Origin of the sequence: Streptomyces sp. NPDC093795 (assembly GCF_044764665.1) — a bacterium.
In the GTDB taxonomy this organism is placed as follows: Bacteria; Actinomycetota; Actinomycetes; order Streptomycetales; family Streptomycetaceae; genus Streptomyces.
The window spans coordinates 190,979-212,799 of the sequence record NZ_JBIWIO010000004.1 but is presented as its reverse complement, the minus strand read 5'-3'; the positions used below and the strand labels follow the sequence as shown (position 1 = coordinate 212,799).

Below are 21,821 nucleotides of genomic sequence, written 5' to 3'. Positions count from 1 at the left end.
CGCCCGTGCGCCATGGGCTCTCGCCGTACATCTGAACCGCCGCCAGGGGGAGTTGTCGTTGTCCGTCGAATCCCGGGTGGTGTCGGCGACGGGACAGCCGACCGAGGAGCACCCCGCGGAGAAGGCCCCCGATCCGGCCGCGCCGCCGCGGACGGGCCGCGCCGGAGCGGCGTTCCGGGGCTTAGGACTGGTCCTGGCCCTCGCCGCCCTCGTCCTGGTGGGACTCCTCAGCGTCTGGGTGGGCACCCGGGGCATCCCCTTCACCGCCACCTGGAACGTCCTGTGGAACCCGGACGGTTCGGAGACCTCGGTGATCATCCACGACTACCGCATCCCCCGGACCCTCCTCGGCCTCCTCGTCGGCATGGCCCTCGGCCTCGCCGGCGCCCTGATGCAGGCCCTCACGCGCAACCCGCTCGCCGACCCCGGCATGCTCGGCGTCAACCTGGGCGCCTCCGCCGGTGTGGTGGTGGCCATCGCCTTCTTCGGCGTCGCGGCGCCGCTCGGCTACGTGTGGTTCGCCCTCGCGGGCGCCGCCGCCGCGTCCGTCGGCGTCCACTTCCTCGGCTCCTCCGGCCGGAAACTCGCCTCCCCCGAGCGGCTCGTCGTCGCGGGCGCCGCCGTGACCGCCGTCCTCTACGCCTTCAACTGGGCGATCCTGCTGCTCAACCCGAGGGCCTTCGACCAGTTCCGCTTCTGGACCGTGGGCTCCCTCGCGGGCCGCTACCACGACATCGTCCTGATGACCCTGCCGTTCGTCGGCGTGGGCCTCGTCATCGCCCTCGTCCTCGCCCCCTCCCTGAACGCCCTCGCCATGGGCGACCAGATGGGCCGGGCCCTCGGCGTGAACGTCGGCCGGACCCGCGCGCTCGGCGCCGTCGCCGTGATGCTCCTGTGCGGGGCCGCCACCGCCGCCGCCGGACCGATCGGCTTCGTGGGCCTCGCCGTACCGCACATCGCCCGCTTCGTCGTCGGCCCCGACCAGCGCTGGGTGTTCGCGTACTCGATGCTGATCGCGCCCGTCCTGCTCATCGGCTCGGACATCATCGGCAGGGTCATCGGCGCCCCCGGCGAGGTGCAGGTCGGCATCGTCACCGCGTTCATCGGCGCCCCCCTGTTCATCGCCCTGTGCCGTCGCCGAAAGCTGGTCATGCTGTGACCGCCGTACGGGCCGAGAAGGCCCCCGACCGCCCCCGTGTCGTCAGCGGCCGGGTCGTCCGGACCCGGGCCGGAGGCATCTCCCTGCTGGTCCGGAGCCGTACGGTCGCCGTCACCGCGGCCCTCCTCGTCACGCTCGTCGCCACCATGGGCGTCACCCTGACCACCGGTGACTTCGACCTGACCGTCGGGGAGGTCTACAGGGCCCTCACCGGCCAGGACACCGGAATCGCCGACTTCGTCGTCAACACCCTCCGCATGCCGCGACTCGTCACCGCGCTGTGCGTCGGCGCGGCCCTCGCGGTCAGCGGGGCCATCCTGCAGAGCATCACCGGCAACCCCCTCGGCAGCCCCGACATCATCGGCTTCACCAACGGCTCCGCCGCAGGCGCCCTGTTCGTCATCGTCGTGGTGCACGGCAGCATGGCGCAGATCGCGCTCGGCGCGCTGATCGGCGGCCTCGCCACGGCCCTCGCCGTCCACCTCCTCATGCTCGGCCGGGGCATCCAGGGCTTCCGGCTCGTCGTCATCGGCATCGGCGTCAGCGCCCTGCTCCTCGCCGTCAACTCGTACCTGATCACCCGCGCCACCTTCCAGGAAGCCCTGGAGGCACAGGCCTGGCTGATCGGCAGCCTGGGCAACCGGCTCTGGACGCACGCCCACGCCATCGGCCTCGCCGTCGCCGTCCTGCTGCCCCTCGCCTTCTTCCTCTCCCGCCGACTCTCCATGGTCGAGATGGGCGACACCACCGCCATGGCCCTCGGCGTCGACGTGACACGCACCCGCACCGTCCTGCTCGTGATCAGCGTCGCCCTGGCCGCGTTCGCCACGGCCGTCACCGGCCCCATCTGGTTCATCGCCCTGGCCGCGCCCCAGGTGGCCCGCAGACTCGCCCGGTCGTCCGGCCCCGCGCTGCTGCCGTCCGCGCTCATGGGCGCGGTCATGCTCGCCCTCAGCGACCTCGCCGTGCAGCGCCTCTTCGCCCCCGCGCTCCTCCCGGTGGGCACGGCGACCGGCTGCGTCGGCGGGCTCTACCTCATCTGGCTACTGGTCTCCGAGTCGCGAAAGAGCCGCGCATGACAGCAACGAACCGTCCGGCCTCCCGCCTGCGCGCCGAGAACCTGACCCTCTCCTACGACCAGCGGACCGTGGCGACCGACCTCGCCGTCGAGATCCCCGACCGCTCCTTCACGGTCATCATCGGACCGAACGCCTGCGGCAAGTCCACGCTGCTCACCGCCCTCGCCCGGATGCTCAAGCCACGGGCCGGGCAGGTCTACCTGGACGGCGCCGCCATCGCCTCGTACCGCTCGCGTGAGGTCGCCCGCCGGCTCGGCCTGCTCCCGCAGTCCTCGACCGCCCCCGGCGGCATCACCGTGGGCGACCTCGTCGCCCGCGGCCGGTATCCGCACCAGGGCCTCCTGAAGCAGTGGTCCGCCGACGACGAGGCGGCCGTGGTCGAGGCGATGCGGCAGACCGGCGTGCTCGACCTCGCCGACCGGCCCGTCGACGACCTGTCCGGAGGCCAGCGCCAGCGCGTCTGGCTCTCCATGGTCCTGGCCCAGCAGACCTCGATCCTGCTCCTCGACGAGCCCACCACCTTCCTGGACATCGCGCACCAGGTCGAGGTCCTCGACCTCTGCGCCGAACTCCACGCCCGCCGGGGCCACACGATCGTGGCGGTCCTGCACGACCTCAACCAGGCCTGCCGCTACGCCACGCACCTCATCGTGATGCGCCCCGGCGGGGTGATCGCGGCCGAGGGCGACCCGTCGACCGTCATGACCGCCGAGCTGGTCGAGGACGTGTTCGGCCTGCCCTGCCGGATCATCGACGACCCGGAGACGGGCACCCCGCTGATGGTCCCGGCGGCCCCCAAGCGGTACGAGCCCGCCGACACCGCGCCGGACCCGGTCGCGGAAGACGCCCCCGGCACGGTGATGGCCAAGACCCCCTGACGACGGCGACGGCGACAGCGACCGAGAACGGCGACCGCAACGGGAACGGACGACCCATGCTCTGTACGAGGCTGACGAACGCGCGCTTTCTCACCATGGACCCGGACCGCCCCGTCGCCCACGACCTCGGCATCTGGCGGGGACGGATCGTGGGCCTCGACGAGGAGGTGACCTCGCTGCCGGCCCGCGAGGTCGTCGACCTCCAGGGCGCCACCGTGCTCCCCGGCTTCATCGACAGCCACGTCCACCTGGCCTGGGCGGGCCTGAAGGCGAACACCCCGAGCATCGCGCCCTGCGAGCGCGTCGAGGACGTACTCGCCGTCGTCGCGGGAGCCGTCTCCCGCGAGGCCCGGCCCGGAGACTGGGTGGACATCGCGGGTTACGACCAGCGGGCCCTCGGGCGCCACCTCACCGCCACGGAACTCGACCGGGTCAGCCAGGGCCGCAAGATCTTCCTCATGCACGACTCGGGCCACGCCTGCGTCGTGAACAGCGCGGTCCTCGACCTGCTCCCGGCCGAGATCCCGCACCAGGACGGGTTCCTGGCGGAGAGCGCCATGACCGCCGTACGGCAGCTCCGGCTCCCGTACTCCCAGGAGGAACTCGCCGACGCGATCGAGCGCGCAGGGCGCACCTGCCTCGCCGAAGGGATCACCGCCTGCGCCGAAGCGGGCATCGGCGGCGGCCTCCTCGGTCACAGCCCCGTCGAACTCGGCGCCTACCAACTCCTCGGGGACCAGGGCCGGCTGCCCCTCCGGGTCCAGCTCATGGCCGCGGGCGACACCCTGCGCCCGCGCGCCTCCCACCGCGACGACGGCATCCCGCGCGCCCTCGACCTCGGCCTCCGCACCGGCTTCGGCGACGACTGGCTCTCCATCGGCGCCCTCAAGATCTACACCGACGGCGGCATGATGGCCCGTACGGCGGCGCTCACCGACCCGTACGAGGGCATGTCCCACACCGGGCAGTTCCAGGACGACCCGGAGCGGATCGCGGACCTCGTCGTCGACGGCCACCTCGCCGGCTGGCAGCTCGCCGTCCATGCCATCGGCGACCGCGCCGCCGACCTCGCCCTCGACGCCCTGGAGCGGGCCCAGCGGCTACGGCCCCGCCCGACGGCCCGGCACCGGGTGGAACACGCGGGCCTGATCCGCCCGGACCAGTTGCCGCGCTTCGCCCGGCTCGGCGTCAGCGCCGTGGTCCAGCCCAACTTCCTCCGCTACTTCGGCGACGACTACGCGGACGTCATGGGGGAGCGGCGGGCGCCCTGGATGTACCGGGGCCGGGGCTTCCTCGACCACGGCGTCACCCTCGTCGGCAGCTCCGACCGGCCGGTCACGGACGGCTCGCCGCTCCGGGCGATCCAGTTCATGGTCGAACGCGCCTCCACCTCCGGCCGCCTGATCGGACCGGAGGAGTCCCTCACGGTCGACGAGGCCCTGCACGCCTACACCACCGCGGGCGCGTACGCCTGCCACTGGGACGACACCGCGGGCACCCTCGCCCCGGGCAAGCGCGCCGACCTCGTCATCCTCGGCGACGACCCCCGACGGGTCGACACCTCGCGCATCGGGGACATCGAGGTCGTGGCGACGTACGTGAACGGGCACACGGAGAAGGGAAACCTGTGAGCACGCCGGACCACCACGACCTCGAACGATTCGCCCCCTTGTGGGAGACGCCCGCGTCACCACCCCGCTGGGTGATCTGGCACCCGGACGCCGACACGATGGTCTTCGACCGGCACCTCAACCTCCCGGTCCCCATCGACGACGCGTCCCTGGCCGAGGTGTGCCGCCGCATGCGCGAGGCCGGCGCCCCGGAGAGCGCCGACTACCCGGGACGCGCGTGCGGCTAGAGAGCCCCCCGCGGCCGGTCGGGCGCGGGGTCCGCGGCGAGGGCCGAACGGTCAGACGAGGGCACCTTCGTCGTGCGGCGCGTCGCCGGGCAGGACCGTGGTGCCGGGGTTCTCCTCGGTGAGGACGCCCCGGAGTACGGCGTGCGGCGTACGTCCGTCGAGGACGTGGACCCGGCCGACTCCCGACCGGACCGCCCGCAGACAGCCCTCCATCTTCGGCAGCATCCCGCCCGCGAGCCCGGGGAGCAGGGCGTCCAGTTCACCCGCGGTCAGACGGGGGATCACCTCGGTGCTCCGCGGCCAGTCCGCGTAGAGCCCGGGGACGTCCGTGAGCATCACGAGCCGGTCGGCGCCGAGGGCCACGGCGAGCGCCGAGGCCGCGAGATCGGCGTTCACGTTGTAGACCTGCCCGTCCGCGCCCCGCGCGACGGGGGAGACGACCGGGATACGGCCGCCGGCGACGAGGTTCCGTACGGTGTCCGGGGCCACGGTCACGATGTCGCCGACGAGACCGATGTCGACGGCCCTGCCGTCCACCCAGGCCGGGCGGCGCACGGCGGTCAGCGTGTGCGCGTCCTCGCCCGACATGCCGACGGCGAAGGGCCCGTGGGCGTTGATGGCGCCGACGAGGTCCCGTTGCACCTGTCCGGTCAGCACCATACGGACCACGTCCATGGCCTCCGGCGTGGTCACCCGCATCCCCGCCTCGAACCGGACCTCCAGGGCGAGACGGTCGAGCATCGCGCTGATCTGGGGGCCGCCACCGTGCACCACGACCGGGTGCAGGCCCGCGTGCCACAGTTCGACGACGTCCTGCGCGAAGGACTGCCGGAGTGCGGCGTCCACGAGAGTGCTGCCACCACACTTGATGACGACGGTCCGGCCCCGCGAACCCTCCCGGGTGGACAGCAGCTCCGCCGTGTCCACGGCTTCCACGGCTTCCACGGCACCGGCACCGGCAGTGCGCTGCCCGTCGAGCGTCCTCATCGCCGTTTCCCCTCGCTCATGAGCAGTAGTCGCCGGACTTCTGGATGCCGACAGACACTCCAAGTCGGCACACAGCGACTTAACTTAGCCTAACCTAAGCTCCTGCGGGGCGGAACTGCCGTACCGCCGCCCAACCTTCGGGTCGATGGGTCCAACTGTTCATCTCAAAAGGCGAGTTGACACCGGCTGTTCAGGCAGGAGAGCCCCACGCCGCCGTCAGGCCGTCGAGCCACGCGGGCGGAAGCTCGGCCGCGTCCCACTCCTCGTGCAGCGCCGACGGCGTCACGGCGAGGCGCTCCAGCACGGCGACGCTGGTGGCGGAGTGGACGAGGGAGTAGCGGCCGTGGATCGCGATCGGGCTGCCCGGGCCGTACTCCGCGTACAGCCGCTCCAGGTGCCCGTGGTGCGCCGACGCGAACTCCGTGAGGCGCCCCGGATACCCGGCCCGCTGCCGGGGGCTCATCGTGCGGAGGACGGCGCCGAGCACCTGCTCGGTCACCTCGGGATCGAGGTCCGAGACATCCGCGAACGACAGATAGAGCGGCGTCACCGCCACCTTCGCCCGCTCCATCTCCGCCCGCCCGACAGGGGAACGCTCGTCGGGGGAGGAGGCCGAAGGCCCGGAGGTGACGGCGCGGACCAGGGCCCGCTCGGCGACGGCCCCGAGTTCGTCGGTGACGGCCCGGGCGCCGTCCGCCCAGCCGGACGCGTACAGCTCCCCCTTCCCCTCCGGCGCGCTCCGCCCGGCGCCGCCGAGCTCCGTGTGCGCGAGGGCGAGGGCGCCCGCCTCGACGAGCCCGATCAGCTCCTCGGCGTCGCCGGTGTAGACCCCCGCGCGGGCGAGAAGCTGGAGCAGCGTGCTCTTGGCGTTGAGCACACTGGCCTCGTCGAGCTGCTGCCGTCCCTCGTCGGCGGTGTTCATGGGGAGTCCTCCTCGTCGTGCGGACGGCCCGGTGCGGGCGCGCGGAACGCTCCGTCGGAGCCTACGCAACGCCCGCACCCCGAGGGCCCGCCTCCCCCTCGTGTTCCTGATCGAGGACGATCACCGCCGGCACGTACCGGACACGGTCAGCCCCGGTACACGCGCAACTCCGCCACCTCGTACGACATCTCCGACGTGCCGGCGTCCGGCGCCGGGTGGTAGCGGCCCGCGCACACCGACAGGTTCACGATGAGATGGGCCCGCCAGGAGCGCCCCACCCCGCGCCGGTCGTCGAAGACCCGGGCGCCGTTGACCCACCACACCACGTTGCGCGCGCCCAACTCGACCCGGAAGTCGACCCACGCCCCGGGTTGGACGGCCGGGTCCCGGAAGTAGTGGTGGCGCCCCCGGATCCGGTTCGACAGTTCGAGCAGGTCCGGGTTGTCGGGGTGGTACTCGAAGACGTCGATCTCCTGCCCGCCGTCGAGCCAGGTCCAGATCGCCGGCCAGGCGCCGGTCTCCACGGGCAGCCGCACCCGCGCCTCCAGGACGTCGCCCGCCCGCACCAGGAAGCCCTCAGGGCTTCCCTCCGTCGTGAGCAGCCCCGCGTCCCAGTAGCCGTCGGACCGCCGCGTCGCCCGGAAGGTGCCCGTCCTGCTGTACGACGGGTCCTCCACGAGGTGGTCGAGCTTGTTGTCGCCCGGGTTGGTCGGCCCGCCGTCGGGATATGCCCAGGTCCGGCCCGCGGCCCACTGCTCGGCGGAGGAGAAGTCCGCGTCGAGCACGAGGGTCCCCGGTGACCGTGCGGGTCCGCTCGGGTCGGTTCCCCCGCGTCTCCGCAGCCGGTCGAAGAAGTCGGACAGCATGGCGTGCTCCTTTCGCGCGGGTATGGCCCGGCATGCGAAGGATGTTGCCCACCGTGCACCGCGCGTACGCGGCAGGCCGCCCGTTGGCGACAAGTCGTCACGGGCGTCGCCGAGCGCGCCCCCCGGTGCCACCGGCTCACGCCGTCGCGATCACCGGGCACCGGCGAGCGACGCCCCGTACGGCGGCGGCTATCCGGCGTACGTCTCGAACTCGGCGACCCGGGGGGTGCCGGTCGAGCTGACGATCTCGAAGGTGATCTTCTTCAGCGTGGTGCGGGGTACGGCGATGACGCCCGCTCCGCTGCCCGACGTCAGAACGGCTCCGGTGTCGCCGTTGAGGACCCGCCAGGACCCGATGGCGCCCGTCGCGCCCGCCGTCTCGCGGATGACGAGGGAGGAGACGGTGGTGGCGGAGCCCCACTTGATGGACACGGAGCCGGTCGAACCGGCCGGCGACCAGTAGGTGCTCAGGTCGGCGTCCCGTACGTTGCCGTAACTCGTGCCGTCGGCCTTGCTGGAACCGTCGGAGCCGGCCCCGATGCTGAGGTTGGTTCCGCCCGGCTGGGTCGGACCCGGCGTGGGCGTGGTGGGAGTGGGCGTGGTGGCGGTCGGCGTCGGCGCGGGCGTCGTGGACGTCGTCGTCGGTGTGGGGGTGGGCGTCTGCGGCGAGCAGCTGCCGTTCGACACCTGAAGTCCCTTACCGGCACCGGCCGTTCGGCCGACGACGTCCGGCACGCAGCCGGCGGCGTCGAGGGTGAAGCCGTACGGGATGGCGACGGTGGTGTTGGACTGCGGGTCCGGGCCGGCCGGGTTGTTGTCGGTGCCGCGGGCGGACCAGGTCACGTTGTCGAAGACGTTGCCGCTGACCTGCCAGTACCCGGCGGCGTCCGTGTAGAAGGTGCCCAGGACGTCCTTGGAGTCCTCGAAGTAGTTGTGGTCGACCTTGGCGCGGGCCCCGGCACGGGAGTTGATGCCGGACTCGTTGATCCGCAGGTAGTGGTTGTTGTACATGTGCGCGACGCCGCCGCGGAGCAGGGGCGCGCGTGAGTCGATGTTCTCGTACAGGTTGTGGTGGTAGGTGATGAAACTGTTCGAGAGCTCCGTCTCGCTCGACCCGACGAGGCCGCCGCGGCCGGAGTTGCGCAGGATGCTGTACGACAGGGTCACGTACTGGGTGTTGTCCTTCATGTCGAAGAGGCCGTCGTAGCCCTCCGACTCACCGCCGGACGCCTCCAGGGTGACGTGATCGACCCAGACGTTGCGGACGCCGCTCTCCATGCCGATGGCGTCCCCGCCGTTTGAGATGGGCGAGCCCGACTTCTTCACGTTCCTGACGGTCACGTTCTGGATGATGATGTTGCTCGACTCGCGTATGTGGATGCCGAGTTGATCGAAGACGGCACCCGCCCCGACGCCGACGAGGGTGACGTTGCTGATCTGCTTGAGCTCGATCACACCGGCCGCCGTGTTGCAGCTGGTGCCCGACACCTTGGCGGTGTTGGCGTGGTTGACGGTCCCCTCGACCTCGATGGTGATCGGGGTGCTGCTGCTGGCCCGGCCGCACAGGGCCGCGTGGATCTGGGTGCCGGTCGTGGCCCGCACCGTCTGTCCGCCCGCGCCGCCGGTGGTCCCGCCGTTCTGCGTCGCGTAACCGGTGGCGCCGCCGGTCGCGGCCGATGCCTGGGGCATCGAGATCACCACACCGGCAGCGGCCGCCAGGGCCATCGCGGCCGCTGCCGCGTGGAGTCGAAATGCGACTGGTCGTCTCATGCTCGCCGTCCTTCTCGTCTTTGAACGCTAGGGGGTCGGTACGCCGTTCGGTCCAGAAGAAACCGTTCACGGGCAGCCTCGGGGGAGGCGCCCATGAACGGATGGAAAGCGCTTTCTGCCCGGGACGATAGGGTGCCCTCCGAAGCGTGGCAAGGGTTCGCGCAAGGGCGGTGATGGGAACGGCCGGCAGTCCCGATCCCTTGCCACTCCGCCCTTGATCAAGTAGCGTCGCTCGACGTGAACACCGGACCGGCGACTCGACGCCATACACAGACGGGCCATCCGGTGGACGACTGATCGCTCAGCGGGTGCGCCGCAAGCACCCCCTCGGTTCGGCACGCGGACCTCCCCAGTGCTCAAGCACTGCGAGTCCGTTTCCGTGTCGAATCAACAGCGAGGTCATCCACATGGCAGTCACGTTCAACCACACCATCATCGCCGCCAAGGACCGCCACGAATCGGCGAAGTTCTTCCGGGAGTTGCTGGAACTCCCCGAAGCGCCGTCCTGGGGCCCCTTCCTCAACGTCCAGCTCGCCGACGGCGTGCTCATCCAGTTCGCCGAGCCCCCGGTCGAGATCCAGATGCAGCACTACGCGTTCCTCGTCGACGACGAGCTGTTCGACCGCGCGTACGGGCGGCTGTGCGACCAGGGGATCGAGCACTGGGCCGACCCGCAGATGCAGCGTCCCGGTGAGACCAACACCGAACACGGCGGTCGGGGCGTCTACTTCAAGGACCCCGCCGGTCACGCCTTCGAGTTGATCACGCGGCCGTACCTGTAGACCCCGTGGGCCAAGACGGCCGGCCGGGCACCCGTGGGGGTGTCCGGCCGGCCCTCGGCTCGGCGACGCTCAGCCGACGAACTCCCCGTCACGGGCCACGACGACACCACCGTGCACCACCATGTCCCGGCGGGGCGTGTCCACGACGACCTGCGGCAGGCACTCACCCCGGACCAGGACGAAGTCGGCCGGCGAGCCCGCTGTGAAGTCGGCGTGCGCGAGACCCATCACGTCCGCACCGCCGTGCGCCGCCACGTCGTAACAGCCCGTCAGCTCCTCGTCGAGGCGTACGTCCGTCACCCACCCGAGGATGTGCGCGCGGTGCATCATGTCGGCGTTGCCGAAGGGGCTCCAGGAGTCGCGCACACCGTCGGATCCGAGCCCGACCCGCACCCCGTGCTCACGCAGACGGGCGATCGGCAGGACCAGGGAGTCGGACGGCGAGACCGTCGTAAGGGCGATGTCCTGCTCACCCAAGTCGGCCGCGATGGACCCGAGTTCACGGTCCGACAGGCCGGGCAGGCAGAACACATGGCTGACCGTCACCTTTCCGGCGAGGGAGAGGGCGCGCGTCCGGTCGACGATGCCGCGCATGGCCTTCATGCCCTTCTCGCCGCGATCGTGCAGATGGATGTCCACGCCCACGCCGTGGCGGTCCGCGATGCCGAAGACCACGTCGAGCTGCTCGTCGAGAGCCTCGTCGAAGCCGATCGGGTCGATGCCGCCGATCATGTCGATCAGCCCCTCGCGCGCGGCCTTCTCGAGCAGCGCCGCCGTGCCCGGGGTGCGGACGACGCCGTGCTGCGGGAAGGCGACGATCTGGACGTCGAGCGCGTGGCGCAGCCGCTCCCGGGCCTCCGCCACGCCCTCCACGGCCCGAGCGCGGCGCCCCGAGTCGGCGGAGGCCGCCACGTCGGCGGAAGCGGAGGCGGAAGCGGAATCGGCCGTGGGGGTGGAAGCGGAAGCCGACATGGCCTGGGCGGGCACGGCCGTGGCGGCCGCAGTGGCCGTCGCACCGGCGAGGGCGGCGGCACCGGCGAGCATGGAACGGCGGGAGACCGCGCCGGGGGAGGACGAGGAGGGCTGCACGGGGACTCCTGAGAGGGCGGGTGAGGAGGAAGAGGTCGGGGGGGTCTCCATTTTGTATACCAACCTCAGGCGCCGGACAAGACCGACCGTCCCTCCCTGCACAAACACCCGTTCCAAGGCCTTCGATGTCACGCATGGATGCGTGAACGCGCTCCTTGGTATACGAATAGAGTCAGGCGACGCCGAACGACGTCAGGCGTCGCCGAACATGGACCGCAGGGCGACGGCCCTGCTGTCCCGCACGTGCAGCAGCGTGCTGGCCGCGGCCGCCTCCATGTCTCCCGCCTCGATGTGCCGGTACATCTCGGCGTGCTGGGCCCGCATGTGCTCGGGTTCCTCGCGCAGCCCGAACACGAGCCGCAGCTGCCAGCTCAGCTGCTCCATGGTGCGGGCCAGCAGGGGGTTGCCCGACATGGCGACGACGCACTCGTGGAACGCCGTGTGGGCGGCCACCTCGCGCGTCCCCTCGTCCGCCGCGGCAGCCGACTCGGCCTGCCGGAGCGCGGCCCGGAGGGCGGAGACGCCCTGCGTGTCGCCCGCCGCGCGCGCCCGTGCGGCGAGCCGGGAGGCCTGGACCGCCAGCGGTTCCCACACCTCGTAGAGGTGCTCCACGTCGGTGCGCGCGAGGCGGCGCACACGGACGCCGCTGTGCGGGAGCAGTTCGAGCAGCCCTTCGGTGACCAGCGCGCGCAGTGCCTCGCGCACCGGGACGCGGGACATGCCGAGCTCCTCGGCGACCTCCCGCTCCACGAGCCGGGCCCCCTGTGCGTACCGCCGGTCGACGATCCGTTGAAGGACGGCCTCACGCGCGCGCGTACTGAGCGGAACCGAGCCGCCGCCCCCGGTCGTCGAGCCGGTCCCGTGTCTGTCCGCCACCTGTGCCGACCTCTTCCGTTCTCTTCCGCCCTGCGTTCGGGGAGCCCCGGGGCCGAGGATACGTCGGCCCGCCGACGGTCATCGGTGAGGCCGTGGAGGTCTGTTGGTCCCCGGAGTTCGGCCTCGACTGTGGTACTGCCTTACCAGGACATCGTCACCTTTATGGCGTCATGCCGAGATCGCGTAGTTCCGTACCGTCGTACCGCAGGGAAAGGTGTCATCTGTTGCAGGAGGATCAGAGGCCGGAGGGCCGCGGAGCCGGCGCCGAGCGGGGCGCCGAGCGGGGCGCCAAGCGACGGTTGTCGGTGACGGCGAACCTGCCCCGTCGCCCCGACCACCACCATCGCGCCCGTACCGACCGGATCGTGTTCGGGGTCAGCGCCGTCCTCACGGTCGCCTTCGTCGTCTGGGGCGCCACGGCCACGGAGAGCCTGGAGAGCACGTCGAGCAGACTCCTCGAAGGGCTGATCACCAACGGCGGCTGGGCGTTCATGCTGGCCGCGTCCGGCTTCGTCGTCTTCGCGCTCTGGCTGGCCATCAGCCGCTACGGGCGGATCACCCTCGGCCAGGAGGGCGAGGGCCCGGAGTTCCGCACGGTGTCATGGATCGCCATGATGTTCAGCGCGGGTATGGGTATCGGCCTCATGTTCTACGGCGTGAGCGAGCCGCTCGCCCACTACGCCACCCCGCCGCCCGGCACCCACCCCGCCGACTCGGCCGAGCGTATGCAGACCGCCATGGCCACCACGCTCTTCCACTGGACGCTCCACCCGTGGGCGATCTACGCCGTCGTGGGACTCGCCATCGCGTACTCCACGTTCCGGCGGCGCCGCCGCCAGACGATCAGCGCCGTCTTCGTCCCCCTGATGGGCGAGCGGCGGGCGTACGGCGGGCCCGGCCGGTTCATCGACATCCTGGCCATCTTCGCCACCCTGTTCGGCTCCGCGGCCTCGCTGGGCCTCGGCACGCTCCAGATCGGCAGCGGCTTCCAGGAACTGGGCTGGATGGAGAAGACCGGCACCGGGCTGCTCGTCGCCATCATCGCGGTCCTGACCGCCGCGTTCGTCCTCTCCGCCGTGTCCGGTGTGGAGAAGGGCATCCAGTGGCTCTCCAACACCAACATGGTGCTGGCCGCCGTGCTCGCCGTCTTCGTGTTCGTGGCCGGCCCCACCATCATCGTGCTCGACCTGCTGCCCACCTCGCTCGCCGCGTACATCGGCGACCTGCCGCAGCTCGCCGGCCGCACCGAGGCGACCAGCGGCGCGAACATCCACGACTGGCTCGGCAGCTGGACGGTCTTCTACTGGGCCTGGTGGATCTCCTGGACGCCCTTCGTCGGAATGTTCATCGCGCGGATCAGCCGGGGCCGGACCATCCGCCAGTTCGTCGGCGGAGTCATCCTGGTGCCCAGCACCGTCAGCCTGGTGTGGTTCGCCGTCTTCGGCGGCACGGCGATGAAGCTCAGCGAACAGGGCGAACTCGCGGGGGAGACCACCCCGGAGGGGCAACTCTTCGGCGTGCTCCAGGAGTTCCCGATCGCCGGCGCGATGAGCCTTCTCGTGATGATCCTCGTGGGCATCTTCTTCGTGTCCGGCGCGGACGCCGCCTCGATCGTCATGGGCACGCTGTCCCAGCGTGGCGCCTTCGAGCCCACCCGCCCCGTCGTCGTGTTCTGGGGCGTGGTGACCGGAGCGGTCGCCGCCATCATGCTCCTCATCGGCGACGGCCAGGGCGACGCCCTGGCCGGCCTGCAGAACCTCACGATCCTGGTGGCCGCGCCGTTCGGTCTCGTCATGATCGGCATGTGCGTGGCACTCATGCGCGACCTGCGCGAGGACCCGCTCATCGTCCGGGGCGAGGTGGGCCTCGAAGTCGTCGAACTCGCCGTGATCGCGGGCCACGAGCAGTACGACGGCGACTTCGAGCTCCGCATCGGCCCCGGCCCTACGGACACCTCGAAGTAGTCCGGTCACGCCCTGCCGGCAGCCTTCTGGCTCCGGCGGGACAGGGAGTCCACGACCACGGCCGCGAGCAGGACCGAGCCCGTGATCATGAACTGGACGGCGTTGCTGACGCCCATGATGTTCATGCCCGACTGGATGGAGCCGATCACCAGCGCGCCGAGCAGGGCGGACCAGACCGAGCCGCGGCCACCGAAGAGGCTCGTGCCACCGATGACGGCGGCGGCGATGACGTTCATCAGGAGGTTGCCGCCGCCGGAGGTCTGGCTCGCCGACTGGATCTGGCCCGCCAGGAAGATTCCGCCGATCGCCGCCATGGTCCCGGCGATCGAGAAGACGGACATCCGGACGAACGGCACGCTGATGCCGGCCCGGCGCGCGCCCTCGATGTTGCCGCCCACCGCGAAGATCCGACGGCCGTACGTGGTGCGCCGCAGCACGAAGTCCAGGAGCACCAGCAGGATCAGGAAGATCAGCAGCGCCAGGGGGAGCCCCTGGTACTGGTTGAGGATGTACGCGGCGGCGAAGGCGAGCGCGGCGATGACGACCGTACGCAGCACGATCTCGGCGACCGGCCGGAACGGCACCCGGGCCGCCCGGCGGCGCCTGGCGTCCAGGAGCGAGGCCGCCAGGAACAGCGCGACCCCGACGGCCGCCGTCACATAGGCGGCGGCCGGACTGTGGAAGATCGTCGAGTAGAGCTTCGACACGACGCTCTCGCTCGGGATGTTGACCGTGCCGCTGGTGCCGAGCACCTGGAGCATCAGCCCGTTCCAGGCGAGATTGCCCGCGAGGGTGACCACGAACGCCGGCACGCCGACCTTCGCGAAGAAGAAGCCGTGGATGAGCCCGACGGCCGCCCCGCCCGCGACGGCGACCAGGAGCGCCAGCCACTCGTTCATGCCGTTCAGGACGTTGAGCACCGCGAAGATCGCGGCGCAGAGCCCGCTGACCGAGCCGACCGAGAGGTCGATCTCGCCGAGCAGCAGCACGAAGACGATCCCGACGGCGATCATGCCGGTGCCGACGATCTGCTGACTCAGGTCGGAGAGGTTCTGGGCCGAGAGGAACGTGCTGTTCAGACTGCCGAAGACCGTCCAGATGATGATCACGGCGAGCACGACGGGCAGCGAGCCCAGCTCACCGCTGCGCAGCTTGCGCCGGAACTCACCCAGGTACCCCTTGAGGCCCTCCTCCCGGACGAGGAGACGCGTGTCGACGGCGGGGACGGCGCCGGGCGCCGGCTCCTGGGCGTCGCGGTCGCGGCTCATCGCTCCTCGCCCTCCTCCCGCTTACGGGCCTGGCGGCGGGTGACGGCGCTGTCGGAGGCGCCCGTGATGGCGGAGATGATCTCCTCGGTGGACGTGGACCGCTTGTCGAAGAAGCCGTTGTTCCGGCCGAGGCGCATCACGGCGATCCGGTCGGCGACGGCCATCACGTCCACCATGTTGTGGCTGATCAGGATGGTGCCGAGGCCCTGACCGCGGAGCCGCTCGACCAGGTCGAGGACCTCGGCGGTCTGCTCCACGCCCAGAGCGGCCGTGGGCTCGTCCAGGATGACGACCTTCGGCGCGCCGATCAGCGAGCGCGCGATCGCCACCGTCTGACGCTGACCGCCGGAGAGGGAGGCGACGGGGATGCGTACGCTCGGGATGCGGATGGACAGGGTGTCGAGCAGCTCGCGCGCACGCTGGTCCATGCGCACCTCGTCGAGGACGCCGAAGCGGCGCAGCTCCCGGCCGAGGAACAGGTTCGCGACGACATCGAGGTTGTCGCACAGGGCCAGGTCCTGGTAGACCGTGGCGATCCCGAGGTTCTGGGCGTCGTGCGGCCGGTGGATGGAGACCGGGCGGCCCTCCCAGGTGATGACACCCTCGTCGGGCGGGTTCACCCCGGCGATCGCCTTGACGGCGGTGGACTTGCCGGCGCCGTTGTCACCGACGAGCGCGACCACCTCACCGGCGTGCACGTCCAGGTCGAACCCCTTCAGCGCCTGGACCGCGCCGAACCGTTTGGAGATCCCCCGCAGGGTCAGCACAGGTGACCCCGACAGCGGTGACTCCGACACAGGTGACTCCGGCAACGGAACCGCCTCCTCCGCTCGCCCGCTCGCACGGGCCGCTCCGCCCCACCGGGATGGAAGACCGCGCGGCTACTGGAGGCCGGCCGCCTTGCAGGCCGCGGCGTACGTCGGGGTGCAGATCTCCTTGACCGTGTACAGGCCGTCCTTCACGACGGTGTCCTTGATGTTGCCCTTGTCGACCACGACCGGGGTCAGGAGGTTGGCGGGAACCTTCTCGCCACTGCCGCTGGTGACGGTCGTGGGCGTCAGGTCGGCCGGGATCGGCTTGCCCTCGGCGAGGTTCACGGCCATCGTGGCCGCGATGTCGGCCTCCGGCTTGTACGGCTTCTCGACCGTGATCGTCTGGGTGCCGAGCAGGATCCGCTGGATCGCGTCGAGCTGCGCGTCCTGGCCGGTCAGCGGCACGTTCATGCCCGCCGCCTTCAGGGCGGTGGCGATGCCGGCGGCCAGTCCGTCGTTGGCCGAGTAGACACCGACGATCCTGTCCTTGCCCAGGGCGCTGATCGCACCGGACATCTGCTGGTTGGCGTTGTTCGGGTCCCAGTTCGGCGTGTCGTACTCCTTGCCGATCTTCACCTTGCCGTCCAGGACCGAGTGCGCCCCGGCCTTGAACTCCGCCGCGTTCGGGTCGGTCGGCGACCCGTTGTGCATCACGATCTCGCCGCTCCCGGCCTTGTCGCCGAGCGCGTCGAGGAGCGCCTGGCCCTGCAGCTCGCCCACCTTGCGGTTGTCGTACGAGACGTACGCGTCGACCGGGCCCTGCGCGAGGCGGTCGTAGGCGACGACCTTCACACCCGCGTCACGGGCCTTCTGCACCGACGACTGGATCGACTTCGCGTCCACGGCGTCCAGGATGAGGACCTTGTCGCCCTTGGCGAGCGCCGTGTTCACCTGCTGCTGCTGGGTGGTGGCGCTCTCGGCGGCGTTGTAGTAGTCGATCTGGGCGTCGGGCGCGAGTTCCTTGATCTTGGCCTCGATGTACGGCCGGTCGAACTTCTCGTACCGCGTGGTCTTGCTCTCCGGCAGCAGCAGGCCGATCTTCACCTCGCCCTGGGCCGCCGACGCCGAACCCTGCTGGCTCGCCCCGCTGGTCGCCACCGCTCCGAGACAGAGGGCGGTCGCTCCGGCCAGGGCTATCGCGCCACGCAATGTACGGGTCATGGGAGGCTCCTTCCGTACGCCCCCACCCCGCCGCCGCGGGAGCGCGGCAACCAAGATGCGCATGTAGCCATATATCGACATTAGCGTCAACCTGCAGACCGGCAAGCGGGTGACGCCGCCGAGCCCCCGGCGCCGGACTCAGTACACGTCCCGGACGTACCGCTTGTCGGCGGCCAGCTGCTTGACGTACACCCCCGCCGACTCCTCGTCGAGGCCGCCGTGGGTGACGGCGATGTCGCGCAGGGCGCGGTCGACGTCCTTCGCCATCCGGGCGGCGTCCCCACACACGTAGAAGTGCGCGCCGGACTGGAGCCAGGACCACAGCTGCGGTCCGTGCTCCCGCATCCGGTCCTGGACGTAGACCTTGGCGCGCTGGTCGCGGGAGAAGGCGGTGTCGAGCCGGTCCAGGGTGCCGTCGGCGAGGAGGGCGGTGAGCTCCTCCTCGTAGTAGAAGTCGGTGGCGCGGTGCTGCTCACCGAAGAAGAGCCAGTTCGGAGCCCGGTGGCCGAGCGCCCGGCGCTCCTCGAGGAACCCGAGGAAGGGCGCCACGCCCGTGCCGGGACCCACCATCACCATCGGCGTCGTGGGGTCCGCCGGGGGCCGGAAACGCGGAGCGCGCTGGACGAGGACCGGGACCTCCGCGCCGGGTTCGGCGTCGGCGAGGAACGGCGAGCAGACGCCCTTGCGGGGCCGTCCGTGACGGTTCTCGTAGCGGACGACGGAGACGGTCAGCGACACCCGGTGGGGGTCGGTGAGCGGACTGGACGAGATCGAGTACAGCCGGGGCCTGAGGCGGCCGAGGACATCGGCCCACTCCTGCGCGGAGGCGCGGACGGGATGCTCGGCCAGGACGTCCACGGCCTGCCGGCCCCACGTCCACTGGGCGAGCCCGTCCTTGTTGTCGGGCCGCAGGAGCCTCTTCAGGTCCCGGTTGTCGCCGGTCCGGTCGGAGACGAAGCCGAGGAGCGCGGACGAGACGCCGGTGATGTCCAGATGCCGGTGCAGTGCCTCGCCGAAGGGCACCGGGCCGGTTCCGGGCAGCTCCACGGGGGCGTCCGCGTCGAGACCGGTCACGGCCAGCCATTCGGCGACGAGCTCCGGGCAGTTCACGGGCTGCACGCCGAGGGCGTCGCCGCTCTCGTAGCCGAGCGGCGTCCCGGTCTCGCTCGTGTCGAAGGTGAACCGGCGGACCTCCTTGCCCGCCCCCGGCCGGCTGAGCAGCCGGTTCCCGACGAGCCGGGCGGGCGTGGTGGCAGGCCCCGGCCGGCGCGCGGGGGCGGAGGCGGGGGAGAGGGGGGCCGGCGCGGCCTCCGTCGCCTCGGACAGACCGGCGAGGACCTGGTCGAGCCAGGCGAGGGCGGAGGGCTCGTAGTCGGGTTCGCAGTCGGTACGGGGGGCCAGGCGGACGCCCCCGAGCTCGTCGAGGCGCCGGTCGAGGCGCCGCCCGTGCCCGCAGAAGTCGCCGTACGACGAGTCCCCGAACGCGAGCACGGCATAGCGGCGACCGTCCAGGCGCGGGGTGTCGGGCGCGGCGAGCGCGTCCCAGAACCCGGAGCCGTTGTCGGGCGCGTCCCCGTCCCCGAACGTGCTGGTGATCAGGAGGAGGTCGGCCGCGGGCGGCAACGCGCCTAGGTCGGTCTCGTCCATGCCCGCGAGCGCGGTCCGATGGCCCGCCGAGAGCAGCCGCTCGGCGGTGGCGGCGGCGAAGACCTCGGCGTTCCCGGTCTGGGAGGCCCACAGCACGACGACCTCGCGGCCCGCCGTGTCCGTCCCGCCGGCGGCCGGGGCCTGCGGCGCACGGGAGCAGAGCCCGGCCAGGACGCCGTTCACCCAGCGGGCGTGATCCTCACGGAAGGGCGCGCCGGGCGGCAGCACCGGTACCCCCGGCGCGCCCGTCTCCAGACCGGCGAGGAAGCCGACGAGGTACTGCCGCTCCTCGGCGGTCAGGGCGGGCGGCGGGGTCGGTTCGAGGCCGAAGACGGCGGCCGACCCGGCCGTCGGACCACCGCCGGGAATCACCACCTGTGGGACCACGGAGGCGGCAGGGACGACGGCGGAAGGAACCACGGCCGGTACCGAAGCCGCCGGAACCCGGACCGCCGGAACCACGGCCGCCGGAGCCGCCGCCTTCGCCAGCGCCACCGCGCACACCTTCAGCTCGGGCTGGAAGGAGAGGGGATCGACGGCGTCCTGGGTGACGGCGTTGACGCACAGGTCCTCGCCGAAGAGGTCGTTCCAGTGGAAGGGGGCGAAGCAGTTGCCGGGACCGACCCGGTCGGTGACCACCGCCGGGAGCACGGCCCTGCCGCGCCGCGAGGCGATCTCCACGGGGTCGCCCTCCGCGATGCCGAGCCGCAGGGCGTCCTCGGGATGCAGTTCGACGAACGGCGCCGGGTTGAGCCGGTTGAGCTTGGCGACCCTCCCCGTCTTGGTGAGGGTGTGCCACTGGTGCTGGAGGCGGCCGGTGTTGAGGACGAACGGATAGGCGTCGTCGGGCATCTCGGCCGGGTCGATGTGCGGCCGGGCGTGGAAGACAGCACGGCCGCTCGCCGTCGGGAAGACGGGCCCCGCGCCGTCACCGGAGACGTACCGGATCGGGTTCCGCGCGGGGCCCCCGGGCGCGGCGGGCCACTGGACGGGGGTGGCACGCAGTCGCTCGTACGACACCCCGCTCAGGTCGTATCCGGTCTTCGGGTTCCCCGCCCGTCTGATCTCGTCGAAGATCTCCTCGGCGCTGTCGTACGCGAACGCCTTCTCGTACCCCATCTCGCAGGCGACGCGGGCGATGATCCGCCAGTCCGCGAGGGCCTCGCCCGGCGGGTCGACGGCGGGCCGGGTGAGGGTGAGGCCGCGCTCGCTGTTGATCTGGACGCCCTCGGTCTCGGTCCAGAGGGCGGCGGGCAGCACGACGTCCGCGTAGGCGTTGGTCTCGGTCTCCACGAACGCGTCCTGGGTGATGACGAGTTCGGCCGCCCGCAGGCCGTCGACGACGGTGGAGCGGTTGCCGACGGAGGCGACCGGGTTGGTGCAGATGATCCAGCACGCCTTGACCTCGCCGTCCGCCATGCGCCGGAAGAGGTCGACCGTGCCCCGCCCCGAGCCGTCCTCGCGGATCGTGCCCGGCGGCAGGTCCCACAGCTCCTCGGTGAACGCCCGGTCCTCCGCGACCAGGACCGAGCGCTGCCCGGGCAGGCCGGGGCCCATGTACCCCATCTCGCGTCCACCCATGGCGTTGGGCTGACCGGTCAGGGAGAAGGGGCCCGAGCCGGGACGGCATATGGCGCCCGTCGCCAGATGCAGGTTGACCAGGGCGTTGGTGTTCCAGGTGCCGTGGGTGGACTGGTTGAGGCCCATGGTCCAGCAACTGGTCCATTCGGCCGCCGTGCCGATCCACTCGGCGGCGGTACGGATGTCCTCCTCGGGTATGCCGGTGATACGGGCGACCGCGTGCGGCGGGTAGTCGGCGAGGAACGGCGGCATCGCCTCCCACCCCTCGGTGTGCGCGGCGACGAAGTCGGGGTCGGTGTGCCCGTTCTCGTGCAGCAGGTGCAGCAGTCCGTTGAGCAGCGCGAGGTCCGTGCCCGGTCTGATCCGCAGGAAGAGGTCGGCCTTGTCGGCGGTGGCGGTGCGCCGGGGGTCGACGACGATCAGCTTCGCCCCCGCCTTGACCCGCTCCATCATGCGCAGGAACAGGATGGGGTGGCAGTCGGCCATGTTGGAGCCGATGACGAGGAAGGCGTCCGCCTTGTCGAGGTCGTCGTAGGAGCCGGGCGGCCCGTCGGCGCCGAGGGAGAGCTTGTAGCCGGTGCCGGCGCTCGCCATGCAGAGCCGGGAATTGGACTCGATCTGGTTGGTACCGATGAAGCCCTTCGCCAGCTTGTTGGCGAGGTACTGCGCCTCCAGGCTCATCTGACCCGAGACGTAGAGCGCGACCGCGTCGGGCCCGTGCTCGTCGACGATCGCCCGCAGCCGGCGGGCGGTCTCGACGACGGCCCGGTCGGTGTCCGCGGGCACGGGGTCGGCGCCCCGCTCCTCCCGTACGAGCGCGGTGGTCAGGCGGCCCGGGGCGGCGAGTAGGTCGGCGGTGGTGGCGCCCTTGGTGCAGAGCCGCCCCCGGTTGGCCGGGTGGTCCTTGTCGCCCGTCGCCCTGAGGACCGTACGGCGCCCGTCGGGCCCCGCGCCGACGTCGAGGAGCAGGCCGCACCCCACACCGCAGTACGAGCAGACGGTCCGCACCTGTGCGGCCGTACCGCCCCGGGGGTCCGCCGAGTCCTGTGGGGTCACCGGGGCGCCTCTCTGTGGAACCGTTCGAGCCCCGACCGTACGCAATCCCCGTTACACCTGTGTCAA

At 71.5% G+C, this 21,821-nt stretch carries 17 protein-coding genes; 7 read left to right on the top strand and 10 right to left on the bottom strand.

From position 1 onward, the window contains the following. The first annotated feature begins 52 nt into the window (after positions 1 to 52). The 5 genes from ACIRB7_RS13225 to ACIRB7_RS13205 are packed head-to-tail and all read left to right on the top strand — an operon-like array spanning position 53 to position 4,974. Positions 53 to 1,159 (top strand): FecCD family ABC transporter permease, encoded by a 1,107-nt coding sequence (locus tag ACIRB7_RS13225; protein WP_403596712.1) that lies wholly within the window; start codon positions 53 to 55, stop codon positions 1,157 to 1,159. Continuing rightward, positions 1,156 to 2,238 (top strand): FecCD family ABC transporter permease, encoded by a 1,083-nt coding sequence (locus ACIRB7_RS13220; RefSeq protein WP_403596710.1) that lies wholly within the window; start codon positions 1,156 to 1,158, stop codon positions 2,236 to 2,238. The genes ACIRB7_RS13225 and ACIRB7_RS13220 overlap by 4 nt, the downstream gene beginning before the upstream one ends. Next, positions 2,235 to 3,116: an ABC transporter ATP-binding protein gene (locus tag ACIRB7_RS13215; protein WP_403596707.1), complete on the top strand. Its 882-nt coding sequence runs from the start codon at positions 2,235 to 2,237 to the stop codon at positions 3,114 to 3,116. The genes ACIRB7_RS13220 and ACIRB7_RS13215 overlap by 4 nt, the downstream gene beginning before the upstream one ends. Before the next feature lie 56 nt (positions 3,117 to 3,172). Then, complete coding sequence (locus ACIRB7_RS13210; RefSeq protein ID WP_403596705.1) at positions 3,173 to 4,747, top strand: amidohydrolase; 1,575 nt, start codon at positions 3,173 to 3,175, stop codon at positions 4,745 to 4,747. After that, positions 4,744 to 4,974, top strand: coding sequence for a hypothetical protein (locus tag ACIRB7_RS13205; RefSeq protein ID WP_403596702.1), 231 nt, complete (start codon positions 4,744 to 4,746; stop codon positions 4,972 to 4,974). The genes ACIRB7_RS13210 and ACIRB7_RS13205 overlap by 4 nt, the downstream gene beginning before the upstream one ends. A gap of 51 nt (positions 4,975 to 5,025) precedes the next feature. Here ACIRB7_RS13205 and argB read toward each other — a convergent pair whose 3' ends face one another. The 4 genes from argB to ACIRB7_RS13185 form a co-directional block, all read right to left on the bottom strand. Further along, complete coding sequence (argB, locus tag ACIRB7_RS13200; protein ID WP_403596700.1) at positions 5,026 to 5,961, bottom strand: acetylglutamate kinase; 936 nt, start codon at positions 5,959 to 5,961, stop codon at positions 5,026 to 5,028. Between the two features lie 190 nt (positions 5,962 to 6,151). Beyond that, entirely contained in the window at positions 6,152 to 6,883 is a 732-nt protein-coding gene (locus tag ACIRB7_RS13195) for a hypothetical protein (protein WP_403596697.1), read from the bottom strand. 146 nt (positions 6,884 to 7,029) lie between these two features. Continuing rightward, positions 7,030 to 7,749 carry a beta-glucanase gene (locus tag ACIRB7_RS13190; RefSeq protein ID WP_403596694.1) on the bottom strand — a complete coding sequence of 240 codons (720 nt, stop codon included), beginning with the start codon at positions 7,747 to 7,749 and terminating at the stop codon, positions 7,030 to 7,032. Positions 7,750 to 7,938: 189 nt separating this feature from the next. Continuing rightward, positions 7,939 to 9,519: a polysaccharide lyase family 1 protein gene (locus ACIRB7_RS13185; RefSeq protein ID WP_403596691.1), complete on the bottom strand. Its 1,581-nt coding sequence runs from the start codon at positions 9,517 to 9,519 to the stop codon at positions 7,939 to 7,941. A 407-nt stretch (positions 9,520 to 9,926) separates the two neighbouring features. Here ACIRB7_RS13185 and ACIRB7_RS13180 point away from each other — a divergent pair, with 407 nt between their 5' ends. Then, complete coding sequence (locus tag ACIRB7_RS13180) at positions 9,927 to 10,301, top strand: VOC family protein (protein ID WP_403596689.1); 375 nt, start codon at positions 9,927 to 9,929, stop codon at positions 10,299 to 10,301. A 69-nt stretch (positions 10,302 to 10,370) separates the two neighbouring features. On the opposite strand, the gene ACIRB7_RS13175 is transcribed toward ACIRB7_RS13180, so the two are convergent. Together ACIRB7_RS13175 and ACIRB7_RS13170 are read right to left on the bottom strand one after the other, a co-directional pair. Next, positions 10,371 to 11,390 (bottom strand): amidohydrolase family protein, encoded by a 1,020-nt coding sequence (locus ACIRB7_RS13175; protein ID WP_403596686.1) that lies wholly within the window; start codon positions 11,388 to 11,390, stop codon positions 10,371 to 10,373. Positions 11,391 to 11,582: 192 nt separating this feature from the next. Next, positions 11,583 to 12,266, bottom strand: coding sequence for a GntR family transcriptional regulator (locus ACIRB7_RS13170; RefSeq protein ID WP_403596683.1), 684 nt, complete (start codon positions 12,264 to 12,266; stop codon positions 11,583 to 11,585). A 221-nt stretch (positions 12,267 to 12,487) separates the two neighbouring features. Between ACIRB7_RS13170 and ACIRB7_RS13165 the strand changes: the two genes are divergently transcribed. Beyond that, complete coding sequence (locus ACIRB7_RS13165; RefSeq protein ID WP_403597667.1) at positions 12,488 to 14,230, top strand: BCCT family transporter; 1,743 nt, start codon at positions 12,488 to 12,490, stop codon at positions 14,228 to 14,230. 5 nt (positions 14,231 to 14,235) lie between these two features. Here the strand turns inward: ACIRB7_RS13165 and ACIRB7_RS13160 are convergent, their stop codons facing one another. From ACIRB7_RS13160 to ACIRB7_RS13145, 4 genes are all read right to left on the bottom strand, one after another. Continuing rightward, complete coding sequence (locus ACIRB7_RS13160) at positions 14,236 to 15,498, bottom strand: sugar ABC transporter permease (protein ID WP_403596681.1); 1,263 nt, start codon at positions 15,496 to 15,498, stop codon at positions 14,236 to 14,238. Further along, on the bottom strand, positions 15,495 to 16,280 hold the full coding sequence (locus ACIRB7_RS13155; protein ID WP_351215717.1) for an ATP-binding cassette domain-containing protein: 786 nt from the start codon (positions 16,278 to 16,280) through the stop codon (positions 15,495 to 15,497). The genes ACIRB7_RS13160 and ACIRB7_RS13155 overlap by 4 nt, the downstream gene beginning before the upstream one ends. A gap of 99 nt (positions 16,281 to 16,379) precedes the next feature. Continuing rightward, complete coding sequence (locus ACIRB7_RS13150) at positions 16,380 to 17,471, bottom strand: sugar ABC transporter substrate-binding protein (protein WP_403596678.1); 1,092 nt, start codon at positions 17,469 to 17,471, stop codon at positions 16,380 to 16,382. A 138-nt stretch (positions 17,472 to 17,609) separates the two neighbouring features. Next, positions 17,610 to 21,755: a molybdopterin-dependent oxidoreductase gene (locus tag ACIRB7_RS13145; RefSeq protein ID WP_403596675.1), complete on the bottom strand. Its 4,146-nt coding sequence runs from the start codon at positions 21,753 to 21,755 to the stop codon at positions 17,610 to 17,612. Positions 21,756 to 21,821: the final 66 nt, after the last annotated feature.